This is a genomic window from Allobosea sp. R86505 (assembly GCF_042466375.1).
Taxonomy (GTDB): domain Bacteria; phylum Pseudomonadota; class Alphaproteobacteria; order Rhizobiales; family Beijerinckiaceae; genus Allobosea.
On the sequence record NZ_JAXHPY010000001.1, the window covers coordinates 2,198,652 to 2,218,646 of the forward strand.

Sequence of the window (19,995 nt, forward strand, 5' to 3'; positions counted from 1 at the left end):
CTCCTGATAGAGTCCTGCGGGATTGCCGGTGTGCTTGGCGAGGGTCGTGTCGAGCATCAAGTGGGAAATCCCCTCAGGGGGCAGGCATCTCGACGATCACGTTAGAGGCGTCGGGTTAAACGCCCCTTTCCGCACTCGGCAAAAGAGAGGCCCTTCACTCCCGGCGCAGCGCCTCGATCGGATCGAGGCGCGCCGCTTGCCGGGCGGGGTAAAACCCGAAAAACACGCCGATCAGCCCCGAAACGCCGACGGCGACCGCGATCGTCTCTAAGGACACGACCGACGGCCAGCCGGCTATTCGCGCAATCGTGAGCGCCGAGCCGATGCCGAGCGCGATGCCCACCGCCCCGCCGATCGTGGCGAGCGTCGTCGCCTCGATCAGGAACTGGGCCAGGATATCGCGCTGGCGCGCGCCGACCGCGAGCCGCAGGCCGATCTCGCGCGTGCGCTCCGTCACCGAGACCAGCATGATGTTCATGATGCCGATGCCGCCGACCAGCAGCGAGACGCCCGCCACCGCCGCCAGCAGCCAGGACAGCGTGTTGGCGGCCTGTGTCGCGGTGTTGGCGATCTCGGTCAGGTTGCGGACGATGAAATCGTCCTCCTGGTCAGCCATCAGGCGGTGGCGCTGACGCAGCAGGGCGCCGGTCTGCTCGATGCCCGGCGCGATCGCATCCTCGCTGGCGAACTTGACCATGATGGTCTGGACCGAGCGGTCGCGGGCATAGTTGCGGCCGACGATGCGGCGCCGGCCGGTGTCGAGCGGCACGAAGATGACGTCGTCCTGATCCTGGCCGAGCGCCGACTGGCCCTTGGGCGCCATGACGCCGATGACCTTGAAGGGCACGTTGCGGATGCGGAACTGCTGTTCGAGCGGGTTCTGCTCGCCGAAGAGATTGCGCGCCACCGTCTGGCCGATGATGGCGACGATCTCGCCGCGGCGCAGTTCCTCCGGTTCGAACAGGCGGCCCTCGCCGACATCCCATTCGCGGGCGGTGAAGAAGTCGAGATCGGTCGCTGTGATCTGCGTCGACCAGTTGGCGCCGCCGAAGACGGCCTGGGCGCGGGTGACGATGACGGGGGCTGCGGCCAGCACGCCGTCGACTTCCTTGGCGATGGCGCTCGCATCCTCGTCGGTCAGCGTCGAGGAGGCGCCGGCGCCGAGCCTGGCGCCGCCCTGCGTGACATTGCCAGACTGGACGATGGCGAGATTGGCGCCGAGCGACTTGATCTGCGAGGTCACGCGCTCGCGGGCGCCCGAGCCGATGGCGACCATCGCGATGACGGCGGCGACGCCGATGATGATGCCGAGCATCGTCAGGGCCGACCGCAGCGCATTGGCGCCGATGGCCGACAGGGCGGAGCGGATGGCTTCGAGAAGGCTCATGCGGCGGTCTCCGGCACGGGTTCCGGAGCCGCCGTCTGCGTATCGAGAGCCATCAGCGCGGCGCGGGCGTCGGCCGCCTCCTGTCGCGTGTCGCTGAGGAGCCGTCCGTCGCGGAAGCGGATGACCCGGCGGGCGTGGCGCGCCACCTCGGCGTCATGGGTGACGAGGACGACGGTGACTCCCTCGCGGTTGAGGTCCTGGAACAGCGCGAGGATCTCCAGCGCGGTGCGGCTGTCGAGCGCACCGGTCGGCTCGTCGGCCAGCAGCAGGCGTGGCTTGTTGACGAGCGCGCGGGCGATGGCGACGCGCTGCTGCTGGCCGCCGGAGAGCTGCATCGGGCGGTGATGGGCGCGCTCGCCCAAGCCGACGCGGCCGAGCGCGGCGAGCGCGCGCTGGCGCCGCGTCTTGCGGTCGGCCCCGGCATAGACCATCGGCAACTCGACATTGGCGCAGGCGTCGACGCGCGGCAGCAGGTTGAACTGCTGGAAGACGAAGCCGAGCTTGCGGTTGCGCAATTCCGCGAGGCCATCGCTGCCGAGCGTCTCGACCGCGACGCCGTCGAGCCGGTAATGCCCGCCGCTCGGCCGGTCGAGGCAGCCGATCAGGTTCATGAAGGTGGATTTGCCCGAGCCGGAGGGGCCCATCACGGCGACGAGGTCGCCCGCCTCGATGTCGAGCGAGACGCGGTCGAGCGCGGTGACGCGGCCGGAATCCAGGTCGTAGACGCGGGAGAGGTCGCGGGCTTCGATCAGGGGCATCGCATGCTCCCTCTCGTCATTCCGGGTTCGCCGCTGCGCGACGCTCCGGACCGACAGGGCAGGGCGGGCGCTTTCGCAATCGCCATCAGAACAGCCGGGGCGGGCCGCCGCGCGTCGGCGGACGGGCGGGCGTTGACTGGGCGGCGGCGGACGGGCGCGGCCCGCCGCCGATGACCACCGCCTGGCCTTCCTGCAGGTCGCCGGAGAGCAGCTCGGTATAGGCGCCGTCGGTCGGGCCGAGCATGACCGGCACCGCGCGCGGGCGGCCGTCATCGTCGAGCACATAGACGCGGCCGGGTGTGCCCTGCTGCGGCGCGGTGCGTCCCCCCTGCATCATCGCCTCGAACTTCGCCTTGCGCTCTGGATCGAGCACGGCGGCGATCTTGGCGATCATGTCGGCGCGCGCCTTGCGGAAGACGGCGCGGCGCTCCTCCTCGGTCAGCCCTGCCATGGCCTCGCGAAAGCCGGCGCGGCGCTCCTGCATGATCGTGGCGATCGCCTGCTTCTGCTCCGGCGTCGGCTGCAACTCGGTCTCGATGCGTTCGCGCAATGCCATCGCCTGGGCGGCGCCGCGCCCGGCCGCGGCGCCCTGCGCGACGGCGGCAGCGCCCGGCGTTGCGGGCGCGGGGCTGAGCGCGCCGGCGCCGGCGGGACGGAAGCGCAGCGCCGCGTTGGCAATGCGCAGCACGTCGCGGCGGTCCTCCGTCACGACCTGGAGATTGGCGGTCATGCCCGGCAGCAGCGCCATGTCGGCATTCTCGACCCGGATCACGCCGGTATAGGTGACGACGTTCTGGATCGTCTGCGCGCCGAGCCTGACCATCTCGACGCGACCCTCGAAGGTGCGGTTGGGATAGGCGTTGACGGTGAAGCTCGCCGGCTGCCCGGCCTTCAGCCTGCCGACATCGGCCTCGTCGACATTGGCGTAGATGTCGATCGTGCGCAGGTCCTGCGCGATCTGGAACAGGGTCGGCGTCGAGAGCGAGGCGGCGACGGTCTGGCCGAGATCGACCTGGCGCTGCACGACGACGCCATCGACGGGCGAGCGGATGTCGGTGCGCTCGAGGTCGATCAGGATGTCCTTCAGCTTGGCCTCGCGCTGCGCGATCATCGCCTCGCCGGATTTCACCTGCCCTTCCGCGAGCAGGATATCGGCGTCGAGCCCGTTGAGCTCGGCCTTGGCCGAGGCGATCTGCGCCTCGCTGGAGGCGAGCGTGGCGGTCTGGACCTCGAGCTGCGTGCGGGCTGTGTCGAGCGTCTGCTGCGAGCCGGCGCCGCGGCTGAACAGCTCGGTCTGGCGCGCGAAGGTGCGCTTCGCGTCGGCGAGCTGCGCGGCGACGCGGTCTCGCTGGGCTTCGAGATCCCTGACGGTCGAGTTGGCCTTGAGCCGTGTCGAGCGGGCGCGGTCGAGTTGGGCGCGCTTGACCAGGAGATCGGCCCGCGCCTGCATCACATCGGCCTGCGCGGCGTCGCGGCGGGTCCTGATCTGGTCGCTGTTGAGCCGCGCGACGACCTGGCCGGCCTTCACCTGGGAATTGTAGTCGGCGAGGATCTCGACGATCTGGCCGGACAGCTGCGAGCCGACCAGCACGGTCGTCATCGGCGTCAGCGTGCCGGTGGCGCGCACGGCGGCGGTGATCTGGCCGCGGTCGATCGGGGCCGTCCGGTAGGCCGCCTCGCTGGAGGGACCGCCGGCCGGACGCCACGCCCAGTAGCCGCCGGCCGCGAGCACGGCCACGACACCTGTTCCGATCAACCACTTGCGCAAGTCTGTCCCCATCGTTGCGTCGGCAGGGCCGACGTCCTTCAGCCGCCGCAACATGCCAGAACGGCACGCGACCAGCGAGTTAAACTCTGGCAATGTTGCCGCCACGTTGCTAGTTCGGTGCCTCAAAGGGACGGGCGAAAGCGCAGCCCGATGATCCGCCCCTGATCCGACCAGGCGATGCGGAAGGTGAACGCTCCCTTCGCGAATACGGCGCGGTAGACATCGTGCCCCGCCGGCCCGACACCGCGGAACAGCAGCGTTTGCAAGGTCCCTTTGGCGGAGAGCTTGGCATGGGCGCGGTCGAACTGTTCGCGCACGGCTTCCGCCAGCTCCGCCGTCATTCGCTCGACACAGGGTCGGCCAGCCTGGTACTCCGCAATCAGATGACGCAGCATGGCTTCGCTCTCCGGATGCGGGAGCTGGTTTTCGACGCGGCGGGCGAGGGCGGCGGCGGCGTCGCGGGCTTCGTCAGGATCGATGCGCGCCGCTCTGCGCTCATGGCCGTTGTTGTGTAGGATCAGCTCCGCGGGGAGGCCATCCTTTCCTTTGATGAAGGAGACCTGCGCGGGCGCAGCCTTCCAGAAGAATGTCGTCTCGTTTTCGGCGAACATTTCGATCGGGACATCGTCACCCGGATCGCGAATAAACAGCCGGCCATCCCTGCTCGTGACCTCGAAGACCGGCCCTCCTTCGTAGCGATAGTTGCCGGCGTATCGTTCGAGGAGCAGAGGATCGACCGGGACGGCCGTCCTGGGTCTCGCCTGCTCGTAGCGCCGCCATGCGATGTCGTCCGTCGTCGCCTGGGTCATGTTGGCCTCCTTTGCCAGTTTGATGAGGTCCTCCGTCGAGACGGCCTGGCCTTCCGCGAGGGCGGCGCGCGCGGTGGCGACGAGCGCCAGCCCACGGTCGAGGCGCGCCCGTTGCTCGGTCAGCGCCGCATGCTGCAGGGCCAGCGTGCCGTCGAGATCGGCCGTCTTGCCCGCCAGCAGCGTGGTGATGCTGGAGAGGCTCAGTCCGAGGAGTTTCAGGGCGAGGATTTCATGGAGGCGGGCGATCTCGCTCGCGCCGTAGACCCGCCAGCCCTTGGCGGTCCGCCGCGGGCGGATCAGGCCCCTCTGCTCGTAGAGGCGCAAGGCCCGCACGGTCAGGCCGATGCGGGCGGCACACTCGTTCGCAGCCAGCAGGACCTCGTCATTGCGCCTTGCCATCTTCATCGGAGCCTCCTGAAGATCGGTCTAGGCTATGACGCAGGGTGCGGCTCAAGCGGCTTTTCGTCGCGAAAGTCGACGATGGTATCGTGGCGAGCATCGTGCCGGGTCGAGGCAATCCTCAACCTTCGACCTATGCCCTTCCTTCGCGGGGTATGTCTTTCCCGATCCGCTCGATGGCGGCATTCGCCGAGGCCGCGGCGAGCAAATCCTTCCAATCGTCGGGCGGGTTGCCCTTGTCGAGCATGCCCTTGAAGACGCGATAGGCGTCCGTCTTCGCGCCATAGGTCCGCAAGGTGGTTTCGTCGTTCACCCAGGCGAAGATGATGATTTTCGTCTTGCTGTCGAAGCGGAAGAACAGCCGGAAGCGGCCATTGCCGAACTTGGCCCGGAACCAGTGCTTCCGGGCGGCGCCGAGCGTGTCGCCCTGACGGTATTCCGGCCGGGTCGGATCGGCGGGGACCGTCTCGAAGAGGAGCTTGGCGAGCGCCGCAAGGAGCTTCGCCTGCGCGGTCCCCTGAAAGCCCACCGGGTCGGCCGCCTTGGCGGCTTCGACGGCGGACGTCGCCCGCTCGAGCTGATCGAGCAGGAGAGGATGGGCGAAGATCGTCCAGCCGTTGACGATCATGGCTCAGAGCGTCACATCCCCGTCGATCTCTTCATCGAGATCGACGTTCATTCCGGCCGTGAGCGCGGTCATCCGCTCCGCGAGGGCGGTGGGGAAGGCGGTGAGATGGGCAGGGTTCTCGGCCATGTCCCGCGCGAGGAACGCGAGGAACCCGTCGATGACGGGGTCCGTCTCCTCCTGCGCCGCCACGAGGCTGACCCGGCCGCCCTCGTCGACGACATAGGCGATCTCGCCGCCATAGCTCACCCCCAGCGCCTGACGCACGGCCTTGGGGACCGTGGTCTGCCCCTTCGCGGTGATCTTGCTGCGCTCGTAAACGAGGGTTGTCACGGGATGCTCCGACGTTTGGAAGTAAGGATAAATCCTTACTTCATAGAGGCGCTGCCGGCAAATGCGCAAGGCTGCTGTGGGTCAGAAGCCGCTCCCAGCGAGGCGCGCACAACGGACTTTGAAGCTGACATTGCGGCCCTCGACTCTCTAGCAGCGTTGCCAGACCATCAGATCACCGACCACTTGGAAACCCGCGTCCAGCGCAGCCGCCAACGCATCGCCGCTCTCGTAGCCGACCAAATCAAAGTCGCAGAACATAGTGGCCGCGGCGCCGATCGTCTCTGGAGCTTCGCCGAATACGTTGCTGATACCAGCCACGCCACCCGCTATTGTGATGACGCACCCGGCCTCGATTTTATCATCCGCCCACCCGGCCAACATTGTTACCGCTGGGCCTGCTAGGAACCTTGGCACGAAGAGCGGAAGTTGGTCAGCGCCTGTGCTCCAGGCCGACTCCCAATGCCTCAACACCGCAGCTTCCGTCACACGACGCCATTTGAGCCGCGTCACTCCCGGCGCCAATCCGGCGGGCCGGTAGATCCAAGACGCATCGAACAGCGGCTCAAAGCCCACGCTCTCCAGCGCGAGCGCCTGGAAGCTATCCTTGACAAAGAATGGACCCGAGACGTGCGCCGCCCGCTCGGAGATCGACTGAGCCTGGTCGAGTGGATCGATCGTTGCGTCTATCGTGACTATATTCGGGTAGAATCGCGGCGGCGTTCCCAAGCACGCAACGAAGCCGTCTTTGAACTCGACGCCAAGCCCATGCGCGCGCCACATGGAGGCGCACAACTCACCATTGTCCAGCGCCGCGAGCCGATGAATTTCCGAAATAATCATGTTCTCCACGCTCTCTACTGCACAGTCAGCTAATCGCTGGCTCAGCGTAACCTCGCAACACCGACATTCGATTGTGGCGGGCAATCAGGCGCGCCGAATGCTCGGCTTCCCCAATCACCTCTTCTGCGTCAACTCAGTTTGCCTCTCGTTGGGAATCCCGCGTCAGATGCTCGACACAGCCAAATGCGCAATCGGCAAAGAGCTGACTCGCTGATGGTCCGAAACGGCTCGAGGCTGACCCAAGCCCACATCCGGCAAGACCCGCACTAGGCCGTCACCCCGTCCTTCCCCCCTGCGTCGCCGCCAGCAGATCCCGCAGCGTCGTGATCGTCGAGGCGTCGGCGACGCCGTCGATCTTTTCGGGGCGCCAGTGGCGCTGGAAGGCGGCGACCACCGCTTCCAGCTTCTCGTCATAGACGCCGTCGAGCACGAAGCCGGCGTGCGCAGTCCGCGACACGCGCCAGCCGACGATACGGCGGGCATAGGCGTCGATGACGAAGGCGACATAGACGAAGCCCGACCAGATACTGACATCGGTGAAGTCGGAGAGCCAAAGCATGTTCGGCGCAGGAGCATGGAAGACCCGGTTCACATGATCGAGCGGGCACGGCGCCGCCTTGTCCTGCACCGTGGTGCGCATAGGCTTTCCACGGATGACGCCTTGCAGGCCCATGCCGCGCATCAGTCGCGCCACGGTGCAGCGAGCGATAACGAAGCGTTCTCGCACCATCTGCCGCCAGACCTTCCTCACGCCGTAAACCTCGAAGTTCTCGGCGAAGACGCGGGCGATCTCGGGCTGCAGGGCGATATCCCGCTTCGCCCTCACTGACAGCTTCTCGGGATCGGCGCGCTTGGCGACATTGGCATGATAGGTCGAGGGGGCGATCGGCAGCACTCTGCAGATCGGCTCGACCCCATGGACCTGACGGTGATCGTCGATGAAAGCGATCATCGCTTGAACAGGCGGTCGAGTTCCTCTCACCCGACAGGCGAATGCGCGCATTCGCCGAAAGGGGCCTGGGTAAAATACGCCGATGCTTTGCGCAGTATCTCGTTCGCCTGTCGAAGCTCCCGGTTCTCGCGCTCCAGGGCCTTGAGCTTCGCCGCCATGTCCGTCGTCAGACCGGGCTTCCGGCCGCTGTCGACCTTGGCCTTCTTCACCCACTCATTCAGCGTCTGCGCCGTGCAGCCGATATTCCCCGCAATCGACATGATCGCCGCCCAGCGGGACGGATACTCGCCCTCGTGGTCCAGCAACATCCGAACCGCGCGGGCACGCACCTCACGCGAAAACTTGTTCGTTGTCTTGCTCGTCATGGCTCCACTTTCTCAGGAGTTGGAGCCTCCGACAAACCCGGCGCGGTTCAAATATCGGTTTACATTGGCCTGGAGCATGAAATGGTTAACACAAATACACACAATAGGCGCTATACTACATGTGTGCCGAACGCAACTGCGGTGAAACCAGCGAGTCGGCTCTAATATTGGAGCTCTCGGATCAGTTTTGTGGGGCGCTGTAGAAGCTATGAATGTACAGGCGGTTATTTTGGCTGCCCGGCATCATGTAGGGAGGATACCATGAAGAAACTCACTTTGGTTGGATTTGCATTGGCCATTGGCGTGAGCCTTGTGCTTTCAGCCGGCTCGGCCTCTGCCAAGCTTTCGACCAGAACGGTGGCGGTCAATTGTGACGCCCAAGGAAAAAATTGCAAGTCTGATACTGGTTGGGGTCCAGGTGGCGGCTCTACAATCTCGTGCACGAAACCAAAAGTTTTTAACAAGCAAACCGGCAAGTGCAAGTAATGCCTTCGGGCAGCTCCTAATCTGAAAATGCCTATCCCGTGCTGGTTGGCCGGGATAGGCCCTTATGCGTTTTCTCGTCGTACCGCTAGGGCCGGGCGGGGTCGAAAAATTACATTGTGAATCGCCGCTGGATGACATCTTAGTGGCAGGTCACGGCCATCCCGCTTCGCATCCCATTCCTCCATCACTAGGTAAGCTGGCGGCCATATTTTCCGTCAGTAATCTTGTGCCACAATCGAGCGCAATTTGTATAACCGATAGCGGTGGCTGGCTCATACAAGGTGGTCCGCTTACGGAGCCAAGCTTATGAATGACGGTGGCTTACGTCTGCAACGGGTCGAGGCTGTGTGAAAACTCTCCGGATTGGCTAGAATCCCGACGTTGCAGTCGGGAGGTGGATTTGAGCGGCTTCATGGAGGGTTGCGACCGTCGGCAGCCGACGCTGCTTCCCGATTGCCTGGACGACTACGTGGCCGAGGATAACCCGGTGCGGGTTGTGGACGTGTTCGTCGACGACCTTGACCTGGGCGCCCTGGGTTTTGAAGGCGTGACGCCGGCGCCGACAGGACGTCCGGCCTACCATCCTGCAACGCTGCTCAAGCTCTACGTCTACGGCTACCTGCACAAGGTGCAGTCCAGCCGCCGGCTGGAGCGCGAGGCTGGGCGCAATGTCGAGTTGATGTGGCTGACGGGGAGGCTTGCGCCCGACCACAAGACGATCGCGGACTTCCGGAAGGATAATGGCCCGGCGATCCAGGCCGCCTGCGCGCAGTTCGTGGTGTTATGCCGTCAGATCGGTCTGTTCGAGAGCGCCCTGGTCGCCATTGACGGCAGCAAGTTCAAGGCGGTGAACAGCCGCGACAAGAACTTCACGGCCAACAAGCTCAAGAAGCGCTTGGAGCAAGTCGCCGAGCATATCGCCGGTTACCTGCGGGACCTCGACACGGCCGACCGCCAGGAAGGCGAGGCCGCCGAGGCGCGCTCGGGCCGACTGAAGGAGAAGGTCGAGCGGCTGCGCGAGCAGATGAAGATGCTTCAGGCGATGGAGGCACGGGTCGAAGCCGCACCCGATGGCCAAGTCTCGCTGACCGATCCGGACGCTCGCTCGATGGCCACCAGCGGGCGCGGCAGCGGGATCGTCGGCTATAATGTCCAGTCTGCGGTGGAGGCCGAGCATCACCTGATCGTCGCCCACGACGTGGTCATGACCGGCAGCGACCGCGAACAGCTCGCGGCCATGGCCGCGAAGGCCAAGGACGCCATGGGCGTGGCAAAGCTCGATGCGCTGGCCGACCGCGGCTGGGATTGTCAGGATTTCCGTGTGCGGGCGGCGGGTTGAACATCAGGCCGCCATGGCCCTAGTGAAGCGCTCGCCGAAGATGACGGCGAACTGAGCCTTGGCCATCACCCATTCACGAGGCCCCATCTTCCACTCCTTTTCCGAGCGGTTCAAGACGAGGAAGAGGAGCTTCATCGCAGCCTCGTCGGTCGGGAAGTGGCCTCGGGCGCGCACGGCCCGGCGCAGTTTGGCGTTCAGCGCCTCGATCGCGTTGGTGGTGTAGAGGATGCGACGAACGTCGGCCGGGAAGGCGTAGAACGGCACGACCTCGCTCCAGGCGCGCCGCCAGCTCTGGGCGATCGCCGGATAGCGGCGGCCCCAATGCCCCTCCTCGAAGGCGCTGAGCGCCGCCTCGCCGGCGGCGGCATCGATGGCGCGGTAGATCTCCTTCAACGCTGCGGCAACGAGCTTGCGGTCCTTGTAGGAGACGAAGTCCAGGCTGTGGCGCAGCAGATGAACGATGCAGGTCTGAACCATGGCCTCGGCAAAGACGGCGCGGATCGCGTCAGGGAAGCCCTTCAGGCCATCGACGACGGCCAGCAGGATATCATCGACGCCGCGGTTTCGGAGTTCGTTCATGACGCGCAGCCAGAACTTCGCACCCTCGTTCTGCTCCAGCCAGAGACCCAGGATCTCCTTGGCGCCGTCGGCACGGACGCCGAGCGCGATGTGGACGGCCTTGTTGCGGACGACGCCCTCGTCGCGGATCTTGACGCGCAGAGCATCGAAGAAGACCAGCGGATAGACCGGCTCCAGCGGCCTCACCTGCCAGGCCGCGATCTCGTCGAGCACGGCATCGGTGACGGCGCTGATCAGATCGGGCGAGACCTCGATCCCATAGAGCTCGCGCAGATGCCCGACGATCTCGCGGGGCGCTCATGCCCCGGGCATACATCGAGACGATCTTGTCGTCGAAGCCGGGAAAGCGGCGCTGATACTTGGCGATCAGCTGCGGATCGAACGTCGCCTGCCGATCGCGCGGAATCTCCAGCTCGATCCGGCCAGTGTCGGTCGTCACCGTCTTGCGGCCGTAGCCGTTGCGGCTGTTGCCGGCCTCATCTCCCGCCAGATGGTGATCCATCTCGGCGTTCAGGGCCCGCTCGGCGAAGGCTTTCTTCAGATCGTCGAGCAGGCCATTGGGGTCGAAAGCCGTCTTGGGCTCGGCGCCAGCCAACAACTGGTCCAAAAGCGCGTCAGGAATGCGGGGGGCTTTGCGTCGTGCCATCGGGAACCTCCATCGGATCCATTATGGCCGCCCGCACACGGAAATCCTGACAGTCCCACCGCGGCTACTTCTCGGGCGAGGAGATCCGCTCCTGCGACGCCCTGGGCGTGACGCCCTATCTGCCCAAGCCGCTCACCTCGGGCGCCAAGGCCGACGGCCGGTTCGGCAAGCAAGACTTCGTCTATCTGCCCGAGCAGGACGTCTATCGCTGTCCCTCCGGCGCACTGCTGCCGCGCCATATGACCACGGTCGAGCGGGGCATGACGCTCCACCGTTACTGGGATCGCGCCAGTTGCCAGACCTGCGCCCTCAAGGCTCTGTGCACACCCAGCATCGAGCGACGCGTGACCCGCTGGGAGCACGAGGCGCTCATCGACGCCCTTCAGCGGCGGATGGACCTGACGCCTGGGGCCATGCGCATGCGAAGGCGGCACGTCGAGCACCCCTTCGGCACGATCAAAGCCTGGATGGGATCGACGCACTTCCTGACGAAGCGCCTGCCCAATGTGAAGACTGAGATCGGCCTCCATGTCCTGGCCTATAATCTCAAGCGGGTGATCGCCATCCTGGGCGTAGGGCCGCTGATAGAGGCGATCCGGGCCTGACGTCGGCCTCGCCCCGCGCTCGCGTTGCCCACCAGCCAAGCCGCAGCGTTCAGCGCGTTTTTACACAGCCTCGGTCGAGAGCGGACCCAAACCCAGATATTACAAGACCCACGCCTTTATCACCCCGTCCGCGCGGCCTGCGTCGCCGCCAGCAGATCCCGCAGCGTCGTGATGGTGGAAGCGTCGGCGACGCCATCCACCTTTTCGGGGCGCCAGTGGCGCTGGAAGGCGGCGACGACCGCTTCCAGTTCCTCGTCATAGACGCCGTCGACGGTGACGCCGTAGCCGAACATGGCAAACATCGCCTGCAGCGCCTCGACCGGCTGGCCGCCATCGCCGCGGGCGAAGAAGCGGCCGCTGCGGATCGGGGCGGGTTCGCTCCAGAGGCCGACGCCGCCTTGTGCGAAATGGCGCCAGGGGAATTTCTCGCCGGGGTCGATCTTGCGTCCCGGTGCGATGTCGGAATGGGCGAGCACACGCTCGGGCGGAATGGCCCAGCGCTCGCAGATGTCGCGGCAGAGGTTCAGCGTGGCGGCGATCTGCTCTTGCGGGAAATCGGGCAGGCCGCCGGGATGGCCGGGATTGGCGATCTCGATGCCGATCGAGCAGGAGTTGATGTCGCTCTCGCCGGCCCAATGCGAGGCGCCGGCATGCCAGGCGCGGCGCGCTTCCGGCACGAGCTGCAGCGTGTGGCCGTTCTCGAAGACGAAGTAGTGCGAGGAGACCTGCGAGACCGGGTTGCAGAGCCATTGCAGGGCTTCGCCGGCGTCGCGCATGCCGGTGTAGTGCAGGATCAGCATGTCCGGCCGGCGGGGGGCGCCCTCGGTCGGGCCGCCCTCCTGTCCGGCGGCCCCGCCCTTGCGTTCGCCATGATTGGGGGAGGGGAAGACCTTGGCGGCGAAGCGGCTGTCGGGGGTGGCGTCGCGGCTCATGCGGGGTTGCTCGTCAGCCGCGCCCGCAGGCCGCGTTCGCGCTCGATCCGGTCCCAGGCGGCGTTGATCGCGGCCAGGCGCCTCGTGGCGATGGCAACCGCTTCTTCGGGCAGGCCGCGGGCGATCTCGCGATCGGGGTGGTTCTCGGCCACGAGCCTTCGGTAGTGCCGCTTGATCTCGTCGTCCGACATTTCGCGGCTTGCGCCCAGGACGAGATAGGGATCGTCGGCGCGGCGCACATGGCGGGCCTCGATGCGGGCGAAATCGGCCTCGTCGATGCCGAAGATCGTGGCCACGTCGCGCAGATAGGCATGCTCGTCCTGGTGGATCGCACCATCGGCGGCGGCGATCAGGAAGAGCCCGTCGAGCACGTCCTCGAGCAGGGCTGGCTCGTCGCGAAAGCTCTCGGCGATTTGCCCGGCATAGGCTTCGAACCCGGCGCTGGTCTGCTTGGCCAGGTCGAACAGCATCTCGATGCGCGCCTGCTGCTCGGGCGGGACGGCGACGATCCGCCGGAAGGCGGCGACCTCGTCGCGCGTCACCACGCCGTCCGAGCGCGCCATCTTGGCGGCGAGCGCGACGAGGCCAGTGGTGAAGACGAGTTCGCGCGGCGCCGCGCCGAAGGGGGCGCCTTCGCGATCGACCAGCATATGGCCCGCGAGCGCGCCGAGAAGGGCGCCGAGGGGGCCGCCGAGCACGAGGCCGAGGCCGCCGCCGCCCAGCAGCCCCCAGAATGACGATACCATGGTGCAGGCGACTCCCGGCGCGGTGCTGACCGGGTGACCATAACCAGAACGCGTTTGCGCCGACAGCCCCGGTGTGGGGCCGACTCGCTGCGTTATCAGGTCGCAAACCGTAAATGAGGCGAAAATCGGGCGGGAAGTTCCCGGGCCGCGTCAATACACAGCCGGCTCGGGACCGCGAAGTGTCGGGGGGCGGTTTTTACATGATCAATACTTGTCAGTAAGATCGTGTAGATCCTTACTCTGAGAGGCAAAATCAATCCAATTTGCGACCTTGCGAACAGATTCTCGTCACATTTACTGATCACTGAACTGCGTCTTCCAGCCAATAGGTGGCAGTAAAGGTTCAGTCGATCATGCGGTATACCTCCAGCGGCGCTCTCGCCGTCCTCGCGATTTGCCTCGCATCGCTTCAGCCGGCCCGGGCCCAGGTCAATGACGAGACCGGCGCTCTGGCGTTCATCGTCCGGGAGGCGGAGATCAAGCGGGAGAAGGCGGCTGAAGCGGCGGGCGAGACCAAGCCGGAGGTAGCGGTCGCGCCGGCCGAGGGCCGTAAGGAGTCGAAGATGAAGCCGGTGCGCGGCGCCCTGGCCGCTCCGGCCGGTTCGGAGGGTCTCAAGGCATTGGTCGCGCGCCATGCGGCGGCCAATGGCGTGCCCTTCTCGCTGGCGGATGCGGTGGTGCGGATCGAGAGTCGCTACAACCCCCGCGCCGCCAATGCCGGCAATTACGGCCTCATGCAGATCCGTCACCAGACGGCGCGGGGCATGGGCTATACCGGCGGGGCCGGTGGGCTGCTCGATCCGGAGACCAACGCCCGCTACGCGATGAAATACCTCGCGATGGCCTACCGCGCCGCCGGTGGCGACACCTGCCGAACCGTCATGAAGTATCAGAGCGGGCATATGGCGACGCGCATGAGCGGCGCCAACCGGACCTATTGCGCCAAGGTCCGCACCATGACCGCCAGCAACTGAACAACCCGTCTGGTTTCCGTCCGCTCGCCTTGACGCAGCCGCCGGGAGCGCGCACTAGCCCTCCCGCCAGTCGGCCGGACGGCCGCTCTCGTGGGAACGCAGGTTCTCGTGGGGGAGGAAAGTCCGGGCTCCACGGAAAAACGGTGCCGGATAACGTCCGGCGGGGGCGACCCCAGGGACAGCGCCACAGAGATCGAACCGCCTGCGTGCCTCGGCTCGCAGGTAAGGGTGAAAAGGTGCGGTAAGAGCGCACCGCGGACCCGGCAACGGGGACGGCATGGCAAGCCCCACCGGGAGCAAAACCGAATAGGGACGATGCTTTTCGCGCGAGCGGGGAGGGGCCTTTTCCGGGCCTGGTCGTCCGGGTTGGTTGCTCGAGGCGCGCAGCAATGCGCGTCCCAGAGGAATGGCCGTCACGCCGGGGGAGCGATCCTCCGGCCATCCAGAACCCGGCTTACAGGCCGACTGGCAATTCTACTCCCGCGGCCGGCTGAAGCGATGTCCTGCGCTTCCGGTGCTCACGGACCAGATGTCCGCTCCGCTCCGGTTCTCGAACATCGCTCCATCCGACTCGCCGGAGCGAATTGCGTCGAGCCCCTGCGAGCCCCTTCGGCGTCACGCCACCTTTAGATCGACGTCGATGTTGCCCTTGGTCGCGTGCGAATAGGGGCACACGATGTGGGCCTTCTGGACGAGATCCTCGACGACGGCCTTGTCGACGCCCGGCACCGAGATGGTCAGCGTCACCTCGAGGCCGAAACCGCCGCCGTCGTCGCGCGGGCCGATGCCGACATCGGCGCTCACCTTCGCATCGTCGGGGATCTTCACCTTCTCCTTGCCGGCGACGAATTTGAGCGCGCCGAGGAAGCAGGCCGAGTAGCCCATCGAAAAGAGCTGCTCGGGATTGGTGCCCTCGCCGCCGCTGCCGCCCATCTCCTTGGGCGTGTTGAGCACGACCGCGATGTTGCCGGTGTCGGTCGAGGCCTTGCCTTCGCGGCCGCCGGTGGCGGAGCCGTGGGCGGTGTAGAGGATCTTCATGTCGCGTTCCTTCGCTGTTCGGCCGGGAGACAGGCGTCTGCGGCTCTGATGTCGTCCGTGTGATTTAGGTCGTGCACAATTAAATTGTCAACGATTAAATCGCTCCTTGATGACGGCGTGATTGGCGGTTTCGCCTGTCCTCGATCAACGCCGCGATGCCGGCCGCCTTGCAGAGCGCGCTGTGGCAAGCGCTGGGATGACCAAAGGTTCCGATCACGCCCTGAACTGCGAGGTGCCGGCTGGCTTCTCCTGCCCGCAGGTATCTGCCGAAACTGAGCCTCCCCGTGTCGCGCTCAACCACTGCGGGAATTCGGCCGCCCAGCCTGTCGCAAGGCGCGAAGGCGCTGCTTGCGGCCGCCACGTCAGGATGAACGCAGGACAACTTTTTTGCGGGGCTCGGGGGAGGCGGCACCGAGCTTCCGGCGCTCGGACGCGACGGAATCGCGCGTGGTTACGGATACTTAACCTTACCGGGCTGTGATGCCGCCAGGACCTGACAGCACCCGCTGCGGTAACCCGATTCCGTTGACGCCCATAAAGGCCCATGCTATCCCAAATCATCCCGTCGAGGCCGGCAGGCAGCCGTCAGACCAGGGTCCGTGTGCCGCGCGGAAACTGGTCCAAGGCCGTCCTTTGCCTGCCTCGACGGGGGGCTACCGCCCCGCGCAGCGCGCCGGCCGGCGCCCGGGTGAAGAGCAGGCCGGGAGGCGGCGTTGACGGACCGCTTCGTCTCGAATTTCACCAATCGGCTCGATGCGAAGGGCCGCGTCTCCATTCCCTCGAGCTTCCGCGCCGTCCTGGCGAAGGACGGCTACGAGGGCCTTTATGTTCATCCCGCGCTGGAACTCGCGGCTTTCGATGCCGGCGGGCACGCCCTGCGCCGGACGATCGACGACATCCTGGCGCGCTTCTCGCCCTTCTCGGAGGAGTGGGAATCGCTGTCGACGGCGCTGAACGGCACCTCGGAGGTGCTGAAAGTGGACCCGGAGGGCCGCATCATGCTGAGCGAGGCGCTGCGGGCTCATACGGGGGTCACCGATACGGTGACCTTCGTCGGGCATGGCCACAAATTCCAGATCTGGGAACCGGAGCGGTTCCGGACGCATCTCGAAGCGGCCAAGGCGAAGCTGCGCGACGTCAAGCGGGCGCTGAGCGTCGCGCCTCCGGTTACCGGAGGCGCGAGCTGATGCCGGGGCGCTCGCAGACGCGCGGACAACGGGCCGAGGGGCCTGCCGAGACCGGCGCACCGCATGTGCCAGTGCTGCTCGCGGAGGTGCTGAGCGCGCTCGCGCCGCGGCCGGGCGGGCGCTATCTCGACGGAACCTTCGGGGCTGGGGGCTATGCCCGCGCGATTCTCGAGGCCGCGCCGGATGCCAGCCTGCTCGCGCTCGACCGGGATCCGACTGCGATCACCGGAGGCGCGGGGCTCGTCGCCGAGATGGACGGCCGGCTGACGCTGGCGCAGGCCTGCTTCGGTGAACTGGCGGAGGAGGCGCAGCGCTTCGGGCGCGTGCCGCTCGACGGCATCGTGCTCGACATCGGCGTGTCCTCCATGCAGATCGACCAGGCCGAGCGCGGCTTCTCCTTCCGCTTCGACGGCCCGCTCGACATGCGGATGGGCCGCGAGGGCCGCAGCGCCGCCGATCTCGTCAACGGGGCGGAGGAGGGCGTCCTCGCCGACATCTTCTATCACTATGGCGAGGAGCGGCGTTCCCGCGCCGTGGCGCGCGCGATCATCGAGGCCCGTCGCAAGGCCCCGCTGACGACGACGAAGCAACTTGCCGAACTCGTCGCCGGCATCGTCTGGGCGGAGCCCGGCGGGGCGCATCCGGCGACGCGCGTGTTCCAGTCGCTGCGGATCGCGGTCAACGATGAGCTGGGCGAGCTGGTGCGTGCGCTGCATGCAGCCGAGGAAGTCTTGGCGCCGGGCGGGCGGCTCGTGGTCGTGACCTTCCATTCGCTCGAGGATCGCATCGTCAAGCAGTTCCTGGCCGAGCGATCGGGCCGCGCTCCGGCGGGCTCGCGCCATGCGCCGGTGGTGGCTGCGTCCCAGCCGACCTTCAGCCTGGTCAGCCGCGGTCCCGTTGCGCCGTCGGAGGCCGAAATGCGGCTCAATCCGCGCGCGCGCTCGGCCAAGCTGCGGGCGGCGGCGCGCAACGAAGCGCCCCCGCGCCCGGCCGATCCCGATCTCGTCGCGCTGGCCGGCCTGCCCGAGCCGCAGCCTCGCCGGAGGCCCCGCGCATGATCAAGCTGCTGCATGTCGTCGCGATCGGCGCGCTCGTCTCCTCGGCCTTCTACGCCTACACGATCAAGTACGAGACCACGCTCGAGGCCGAGCAGGTCCAGAAAATCCGCATGAAGATCCACCGCGAGCGCGATGCGATCGCGGTGCTGAAGGCCGAATGGCAGTTCCTCAACCGCCCCGACCGGTTGCAGGCTCTGGCGGAGCGGCATCTCGACCTGCAGCCCTTCTCGGTGACGCAGGTGGTGCGCATGTCCGACGTGCCCCTTCGCGGACCGAAGGTCGACGCCATCGGCCGCAAGCTCGAGGATCTCGGCCTCGGACTTCCCACCGAGACCCCGAGGGACCGCAAGCCGAGCGCCACGACGCCGGGAGGCCGCCCATGAGCGAGACCGCGACGAAGGCCGCCGAGGCCGTGGCCGAGAGCGCGGCGGATGCCGCGCCCCGGCATCGTCTCGGTGCGCTGAGGGACGTCTTCCGCATGAGCGGCGAGAAGAGCCAGCCGCGCGTCGGCCTGGTGATCCTCGGCTTCTCGGTGCTGTTCCTCGCGATCACGGGGCGCCTCGTCATGCTCGCGACGCTGCCCAACGAGCAGGTCGGCCTGCGCCGCGCCACCTCGACCGCGATCTCGGCCGCGCGGCCCGACATCGTCGATCGCAACGGCGAGGTGATGGCGACCGATATCCGCACCGTCTCCGTCTTCGCCGAACCGCGGAAGATCCTCGACAAGGACGAGGCCACGGAACTGCTCACCGCCGTCCTGCCCGATCTCGACGCCAAGGATCTGCGCGACAAGCTCGGCACCAAGAAGGGCTTCGTCTGGGTCAAGCGCGAAATCACGCCCCGCCAGCAGGCCGAGGTCCATCGGCTCGGCATTCCCGGCGTCGGCTTCGTGCCCGAGAACAAGCGGGTCTATCCCAACGGGACGGCGGCCGCCCATGTGCTCGGCTTCGCCAATGTCGACAATGTCGGCATCGCCGGCATCGAGAAATACATCGACTCGCAGGGTCTGCAGGACCTGAACGGCGCGGGCCTGGCGACGGAATCATCCGATCTCAAGCCGATGGCGCTGTCGATCGACCTCCGCGTCCAGCACGCCCTGCGCGACGAACTCGCCAAGGGCATCGAGAAATATCGGGCCATCGCCGCCGCGGGCGCGATCATGGACGTCAACACCGGCGAAATGATCGCGCTGGTGTCGCTGCCGGATTTCGACCCCGGCAACCCGGTCGATGCGCTGGAGAAGGACCGGATCAACCGGATGAATGTCGGCGTCTACGAGATGGGCTCGACCTTCAAGGCGCTGACCATCGCGATGGCGCTCGATTCCGGCAAGGCCAACATCAATTCGAGCTATTCGACAGCCGGCGGCATGATGCGGTTCGGCCGGCAGGTGATCAAGGAGTATCACGGGACGGGCCGGACCCTGACCGTGCCGGAGGTCTTCCTGCACTCGTCCAATATGGGCTCGATCAAGATGGCGCTCGCCGTCGGCGTGGAGGGGCACAAGGCCTTCCTACGCAAGATGATGCAACTCGACCGGATGACGACGGAACTGCCGGAGAGCGCGGCGCCGATCGTTCCGCAGCGCTGGGGCGAGATCAACACGGCCACGATCGCCTTCGGCCACGGCCTCGCCGTCGCGCCGCTCCAGGCGATGGCGGCGGTGGGCGCGCTGGTCAATGGCGGTACGCTGATCACGCCGACCTTCCTGAAGCGGACGGAAGAGGAGGCCAAGCGCAGCGGCGTGCGGGTGATCAAGCCCGAAACCTCCGAGGCGATGCGCTTCATCATGCGCCTCAATGGCGAGAAGGGCTCGGCCCGAAAAGCGGATGTCGCGGGCTACTTCGTCGGCGGCAAGACCGGCACGGCCGAAAAGGTCATCAACGGCCGCTACGCCAAGAACCGCAACTTCACGACCTTCACCGCGATCGCGCCCTCCGACAAGCCCAAATACTTGTTCCTGGCCATCTATGATGAGCCGAAGGGCTATGCCGAGAGCGGCGGCTATTCGACCGCCGCCTGGAATGCCGGCATCACCACCGGCAAGGTGATCGAGCGGACCGCGCCGATCCTGGGCCTGCCGCCGCGCTTCGAGCCGCCGGTGTCACCCTTCCCGCTGATGGCGCGGCTGGGCGCATGGGGTTCGCGCTGACGCTTGCCGCGGGCCGG

General features: G+C 66.6%; 17 protein-coding genes, 1 other RNA gene, 4 pseudogenes and 1 other annotated feature. Of the genes and pseudogenes, 9 read left to right on the plus strand and 13 right to left on the minus strand.

All coding sequences use genetic code 11. The features are described from left to right. Positions 1 to 154 precede the first annotated feature (154 nt). The 9 genes and pseudogenes from SJY11_RS10615 to SJY11_RS10655 form a co-directional block, all read right to left on the minus strand. Complete coding sequence (locus SJY11_RS10615; protein ID WP_376986560.1) at positions 155 to 1,387, minus strand: ABC transporter permease; 1,233 nt, start codon at positions 1,385 to 1,387, stop codon at positions 155 to 157. Continuing rightward, the gene (locus SJY11_RS10620; RefSeq protein ID WP_376986562.1) at positions 1,384 to 2,145 is read right to left on the minus strand and encodes an ABC transporter ATP-binding protein; all 762 of its coding nucleotides are present in this window, start codon (positions 2,143 to 2,145) and stop codon (positions 1,384 to 1,386) included. Before SJY11_RS10620 ends, SJY11_RS10615 begins: the two co-directional genes overlap by 4 nt. 85 nt (positions 2,146 to 2,230) lie before the next feature. Further along, positions 2,231 to 3,883: an efflux RND transporter periplasmic adaptor subunit gene (locus SJY11_RS10625; RefSeq protein WP_376986563.1), complete on the minus strand. Its 1,653-nt coding sequence runs from the start codon at positions 3,881 to 3,883 to the stop codon at positions 2,231 to 2,233. A 152-nt stretch (positions 3,884 to 4,035) separates the two neighbouring features. Then, the gene (locus SJY11_RS10630) at positions 4,036 to 5,127 is read right to left on the minus strand and encodes a MerR family transcriptional regulator (protein ID WP_376986564.1); all 1,092 of its coding nucleotides are present in this window, start codon (positions 5,125 to 5,127) and stop codon (positions 4,036 to 4,038) included. Positions 5,128 to 5,254: 127 nt separating this feature from the next. Next, positions 5,255 to 5,749, minus strand: a complete 495-nt coding sequence (locus SJY11_RS10635; RefSeq protein ID WP_376986566.1) for a type II toxin-antitoxin system YhaV family toxin — start codon at positions 5,747 to 5,749, stop codon at positions 5,255 to 5,257. 3 nt (positions 5,750 to 5,752) lie between these two features. Next, positions 5,753 to 6,079, minus strand: coding sequence for a type II toxin-antitoxin system PrlF family antitoxin (locus SJY11_RS10640; protein ID WP_376986567.1), 327 nt, complete (start codon positions 6,077 to 6,079; stop codon positions 5,753 to 5,755). A 147-nt stretch (positions 6,080 to 6,226) separates the two neighbouring features. After that, entirely contained in the window at positions 6,227 to 6,928 is a 702-nt protein-coding gene (locus tag SJY11_RS10645; protein ID WP_376986568.1) for a hypothetical protein, read from the minus strand. 265 nt (positions 6,929 to 7,193) lie between these two features. Continuing rightward, a complete protein-coding gene (locus SJY11_RS10650; RefSeq protein WP_376989296.1) occupies positions 7,194 to 7,349 on the minus strand; it encodes a peptidoglycan-binding domain-containing protein in 156 nt (51 codons plus the stop codon). Further along, positions 7,335 to 8,236: pseudogene (locus SJY11_RS10655) on the minus strand (IS3 family transposase); the annotation flags it as partial. The pseudogene SJY11_RS10655 and the gene SJY11_RS10650, both read right to left, overlap by 15 nt. Continuing rightward, positions 7,797 to 7,952: a sequence feature (AL1L pseudoknot), on the minus strand. It overlaps the preceding pseudogene by 156 nt. 261 nt (positions 8,237 to 8,497) lie before the next feature. Between SJY11_RS10655 and SJY11_RS10660 the strand changes: the two are divergent. Then, positions 8,498 to 8,722 (plus strand): hypothetical protein, encoded by a 225-nt coding sequence (locus SJY11_RS10660; protein ID WP_376986570.1) that lies wholly within the window; start codon positions 8,498 to 8,500, stop codon positions 8,720 to 8,722. Positions 8,723 to 9,122: 400 nt separating this feature from the next. Beyond that, positions 9,123 to 10,025: pseudogene (locus tag SJY11_RS10665) on the plus strand (IS1182 family transposase); the annotation flags it as partial. Positions 10,026 to 10,064: 39 nt separating this feature from the next. Here SJY11_RS10665 and SJY11_RS10670 read toward each other — a convergent pair. Next, positions 10,065 to 11,286, minus strand: a pseudogene (locus SJY11_RS10670) (IS256 family transposase). 59 nt (positions 11,287 to 11,345) lie between these two features. On the opposite strand from SJY11_RS10670, the pseudogene SJY11_RS10675 reads away from it, so the two are divergent. Further along, positions 11,346 to 11,891, plus strand: a pseudogene (locus tag SJY11_RS10675) (transposase); the annotation flags it as partial. A 119-nt stretch (positions 11,892 to 12,010) separates the two neighbouring features. On the opposite strand, the gene SJY11_RS10680 reads toward SJY11_RS10675, so the two are convergent. Together SJY11_RS10680 and SJY11_RS10685 are read right to left on the minus strand one after the other, a co-directional pair. After that, positions 12,011 to 12,823 (minus strand): N-acetylmuramoyl-L-alanine amidase, encoded by an 813-nt coding sequence (locus SJY11_RS10680; RefSeq protein ID WP_376986571.1) that lies wholly within the window; start codon positions 12,821 to 12,823, stop codon positions 12,011 to 12,013. Next, positions 12,820 to 13,569, minus strand: a complete 750-nt coding sequence (locus SJY11_RS10685) for a TerB family tellurite resistance protein (protein ID WP_376986572.1) — start codon at positions 13,567 to 13,569, stop codon at positions 12,820 to 12,822. The genes SJY11_RS10680 and SJY11_RS10685 overlap by 4 nt, the downstream gene beginning before the upstream one ends. Positions 13,570 to 13,922: 353 nt before the next feature. On the opposite strand from SJY11_RS10685, the gene SJY11_RS10690 reads away from it, so the two are divergent. Beyond that, positions 13,923 to 14,543 (plus strand): transglycosylase SLT domain-containing protein, encoded by a 621-nt coding sequence (locus SJY11_RS10690; protein ID WP_376986573.1) that lies wholly within the window; start codon positions 13,923 to 13,925, stop codon positions 14,541 to 14,543. A gap of 66 nt (positions 14,544 to 14,609) precedes the next feature. After that, positions 14,610 to 15,016: RNase P RNA component class A (gene rnpB, locus SJY11_RS10695), an RNA gene on the plus strand. A 142-nt stretch (positions 15,017 to 15,158) separates the two neighbouring features. On the opposite strand, the gene SJY11_RS10700 is transcribed toward rnpB, so the two are convergent. Then, positions 15,159 to 15,581, minus strand: a complete 423-nt coding sequence (locus SJY11_RS10700) for an organic hydroperoxide resistance protein (RefSeq protein ID WP_376986574.1) — start codon at positions 15,579 to 15,581, stop codon at positions 15,159 to 15,161. A 713-nt stretch (positions 15,582 to 16,294) separates the two neighbouring features. Here SJY11_RS10700 and SJY11_RS10705 point away from each other — a divergent pair. From SJY11_RS10705 to SJY11_RS10720, 4 genes are read left to right on the plus strand one after another with little or no spacing between them, the layout of a single operon-like run. Then, positions 16,295 to 16,768: a division/cell wall cluster transcriptional repressor MraZ gene (locus SJY11_RS10705; protein ID WP_376986576.1), complete on the plus strand. Its 474-nt coding sequence runs from the start codon at positions 16,295 to 16,297 to the stop codon at positions 16,766 to 16,768. Beyond that, complete coding sequence (gene rsmH / locus SJY11_RS10710) at positions 16,768 to 17,826, plus strand: 16S rRNA (cytosine(1402)-N(4))-methyltransferase RsmH (RefSeq protein ID WP_376986577.1); 1,059 nt, start codon at positions 16,768 to 16,770, stop codon at positions 17,824 to 17,826. The genes SJY11_RS10705 and rsmH overlap by 1 nt, the downstream gene beginning before the upstream one ends. After that, positions 17,823 to 18,209: a cell division protein FtsL gene (gene ftsL, locus SJY11_RS10715; RefSeq protein ID WP_376986579.1), complete on the plus strand. Its 387-nt coding sequence runs from the start codon at positions 17,823 to 17,825 to the stop codon at positions 18,207 to 18,209. The genes rsmH and ftsL overlap by 4 nt, the downstream gene beginning before the upstream one ends. Further along, entirely contained in the window at positions 18,206 to 19,978 is a 1,773-nt protein-coding gene (locus tag SJY11_RS10720) for a peptidoglycan D,D-transpeptidase FtsI family protein (protein WP_376986580.1), read from the plus strand. The genes ftsL and SJY11_RS10720 overlap by 4 nt, the downstream gene beginning before the upstream one ends. Positions 19,979 to 19,995: the final 17 nt, after the last annotated feature.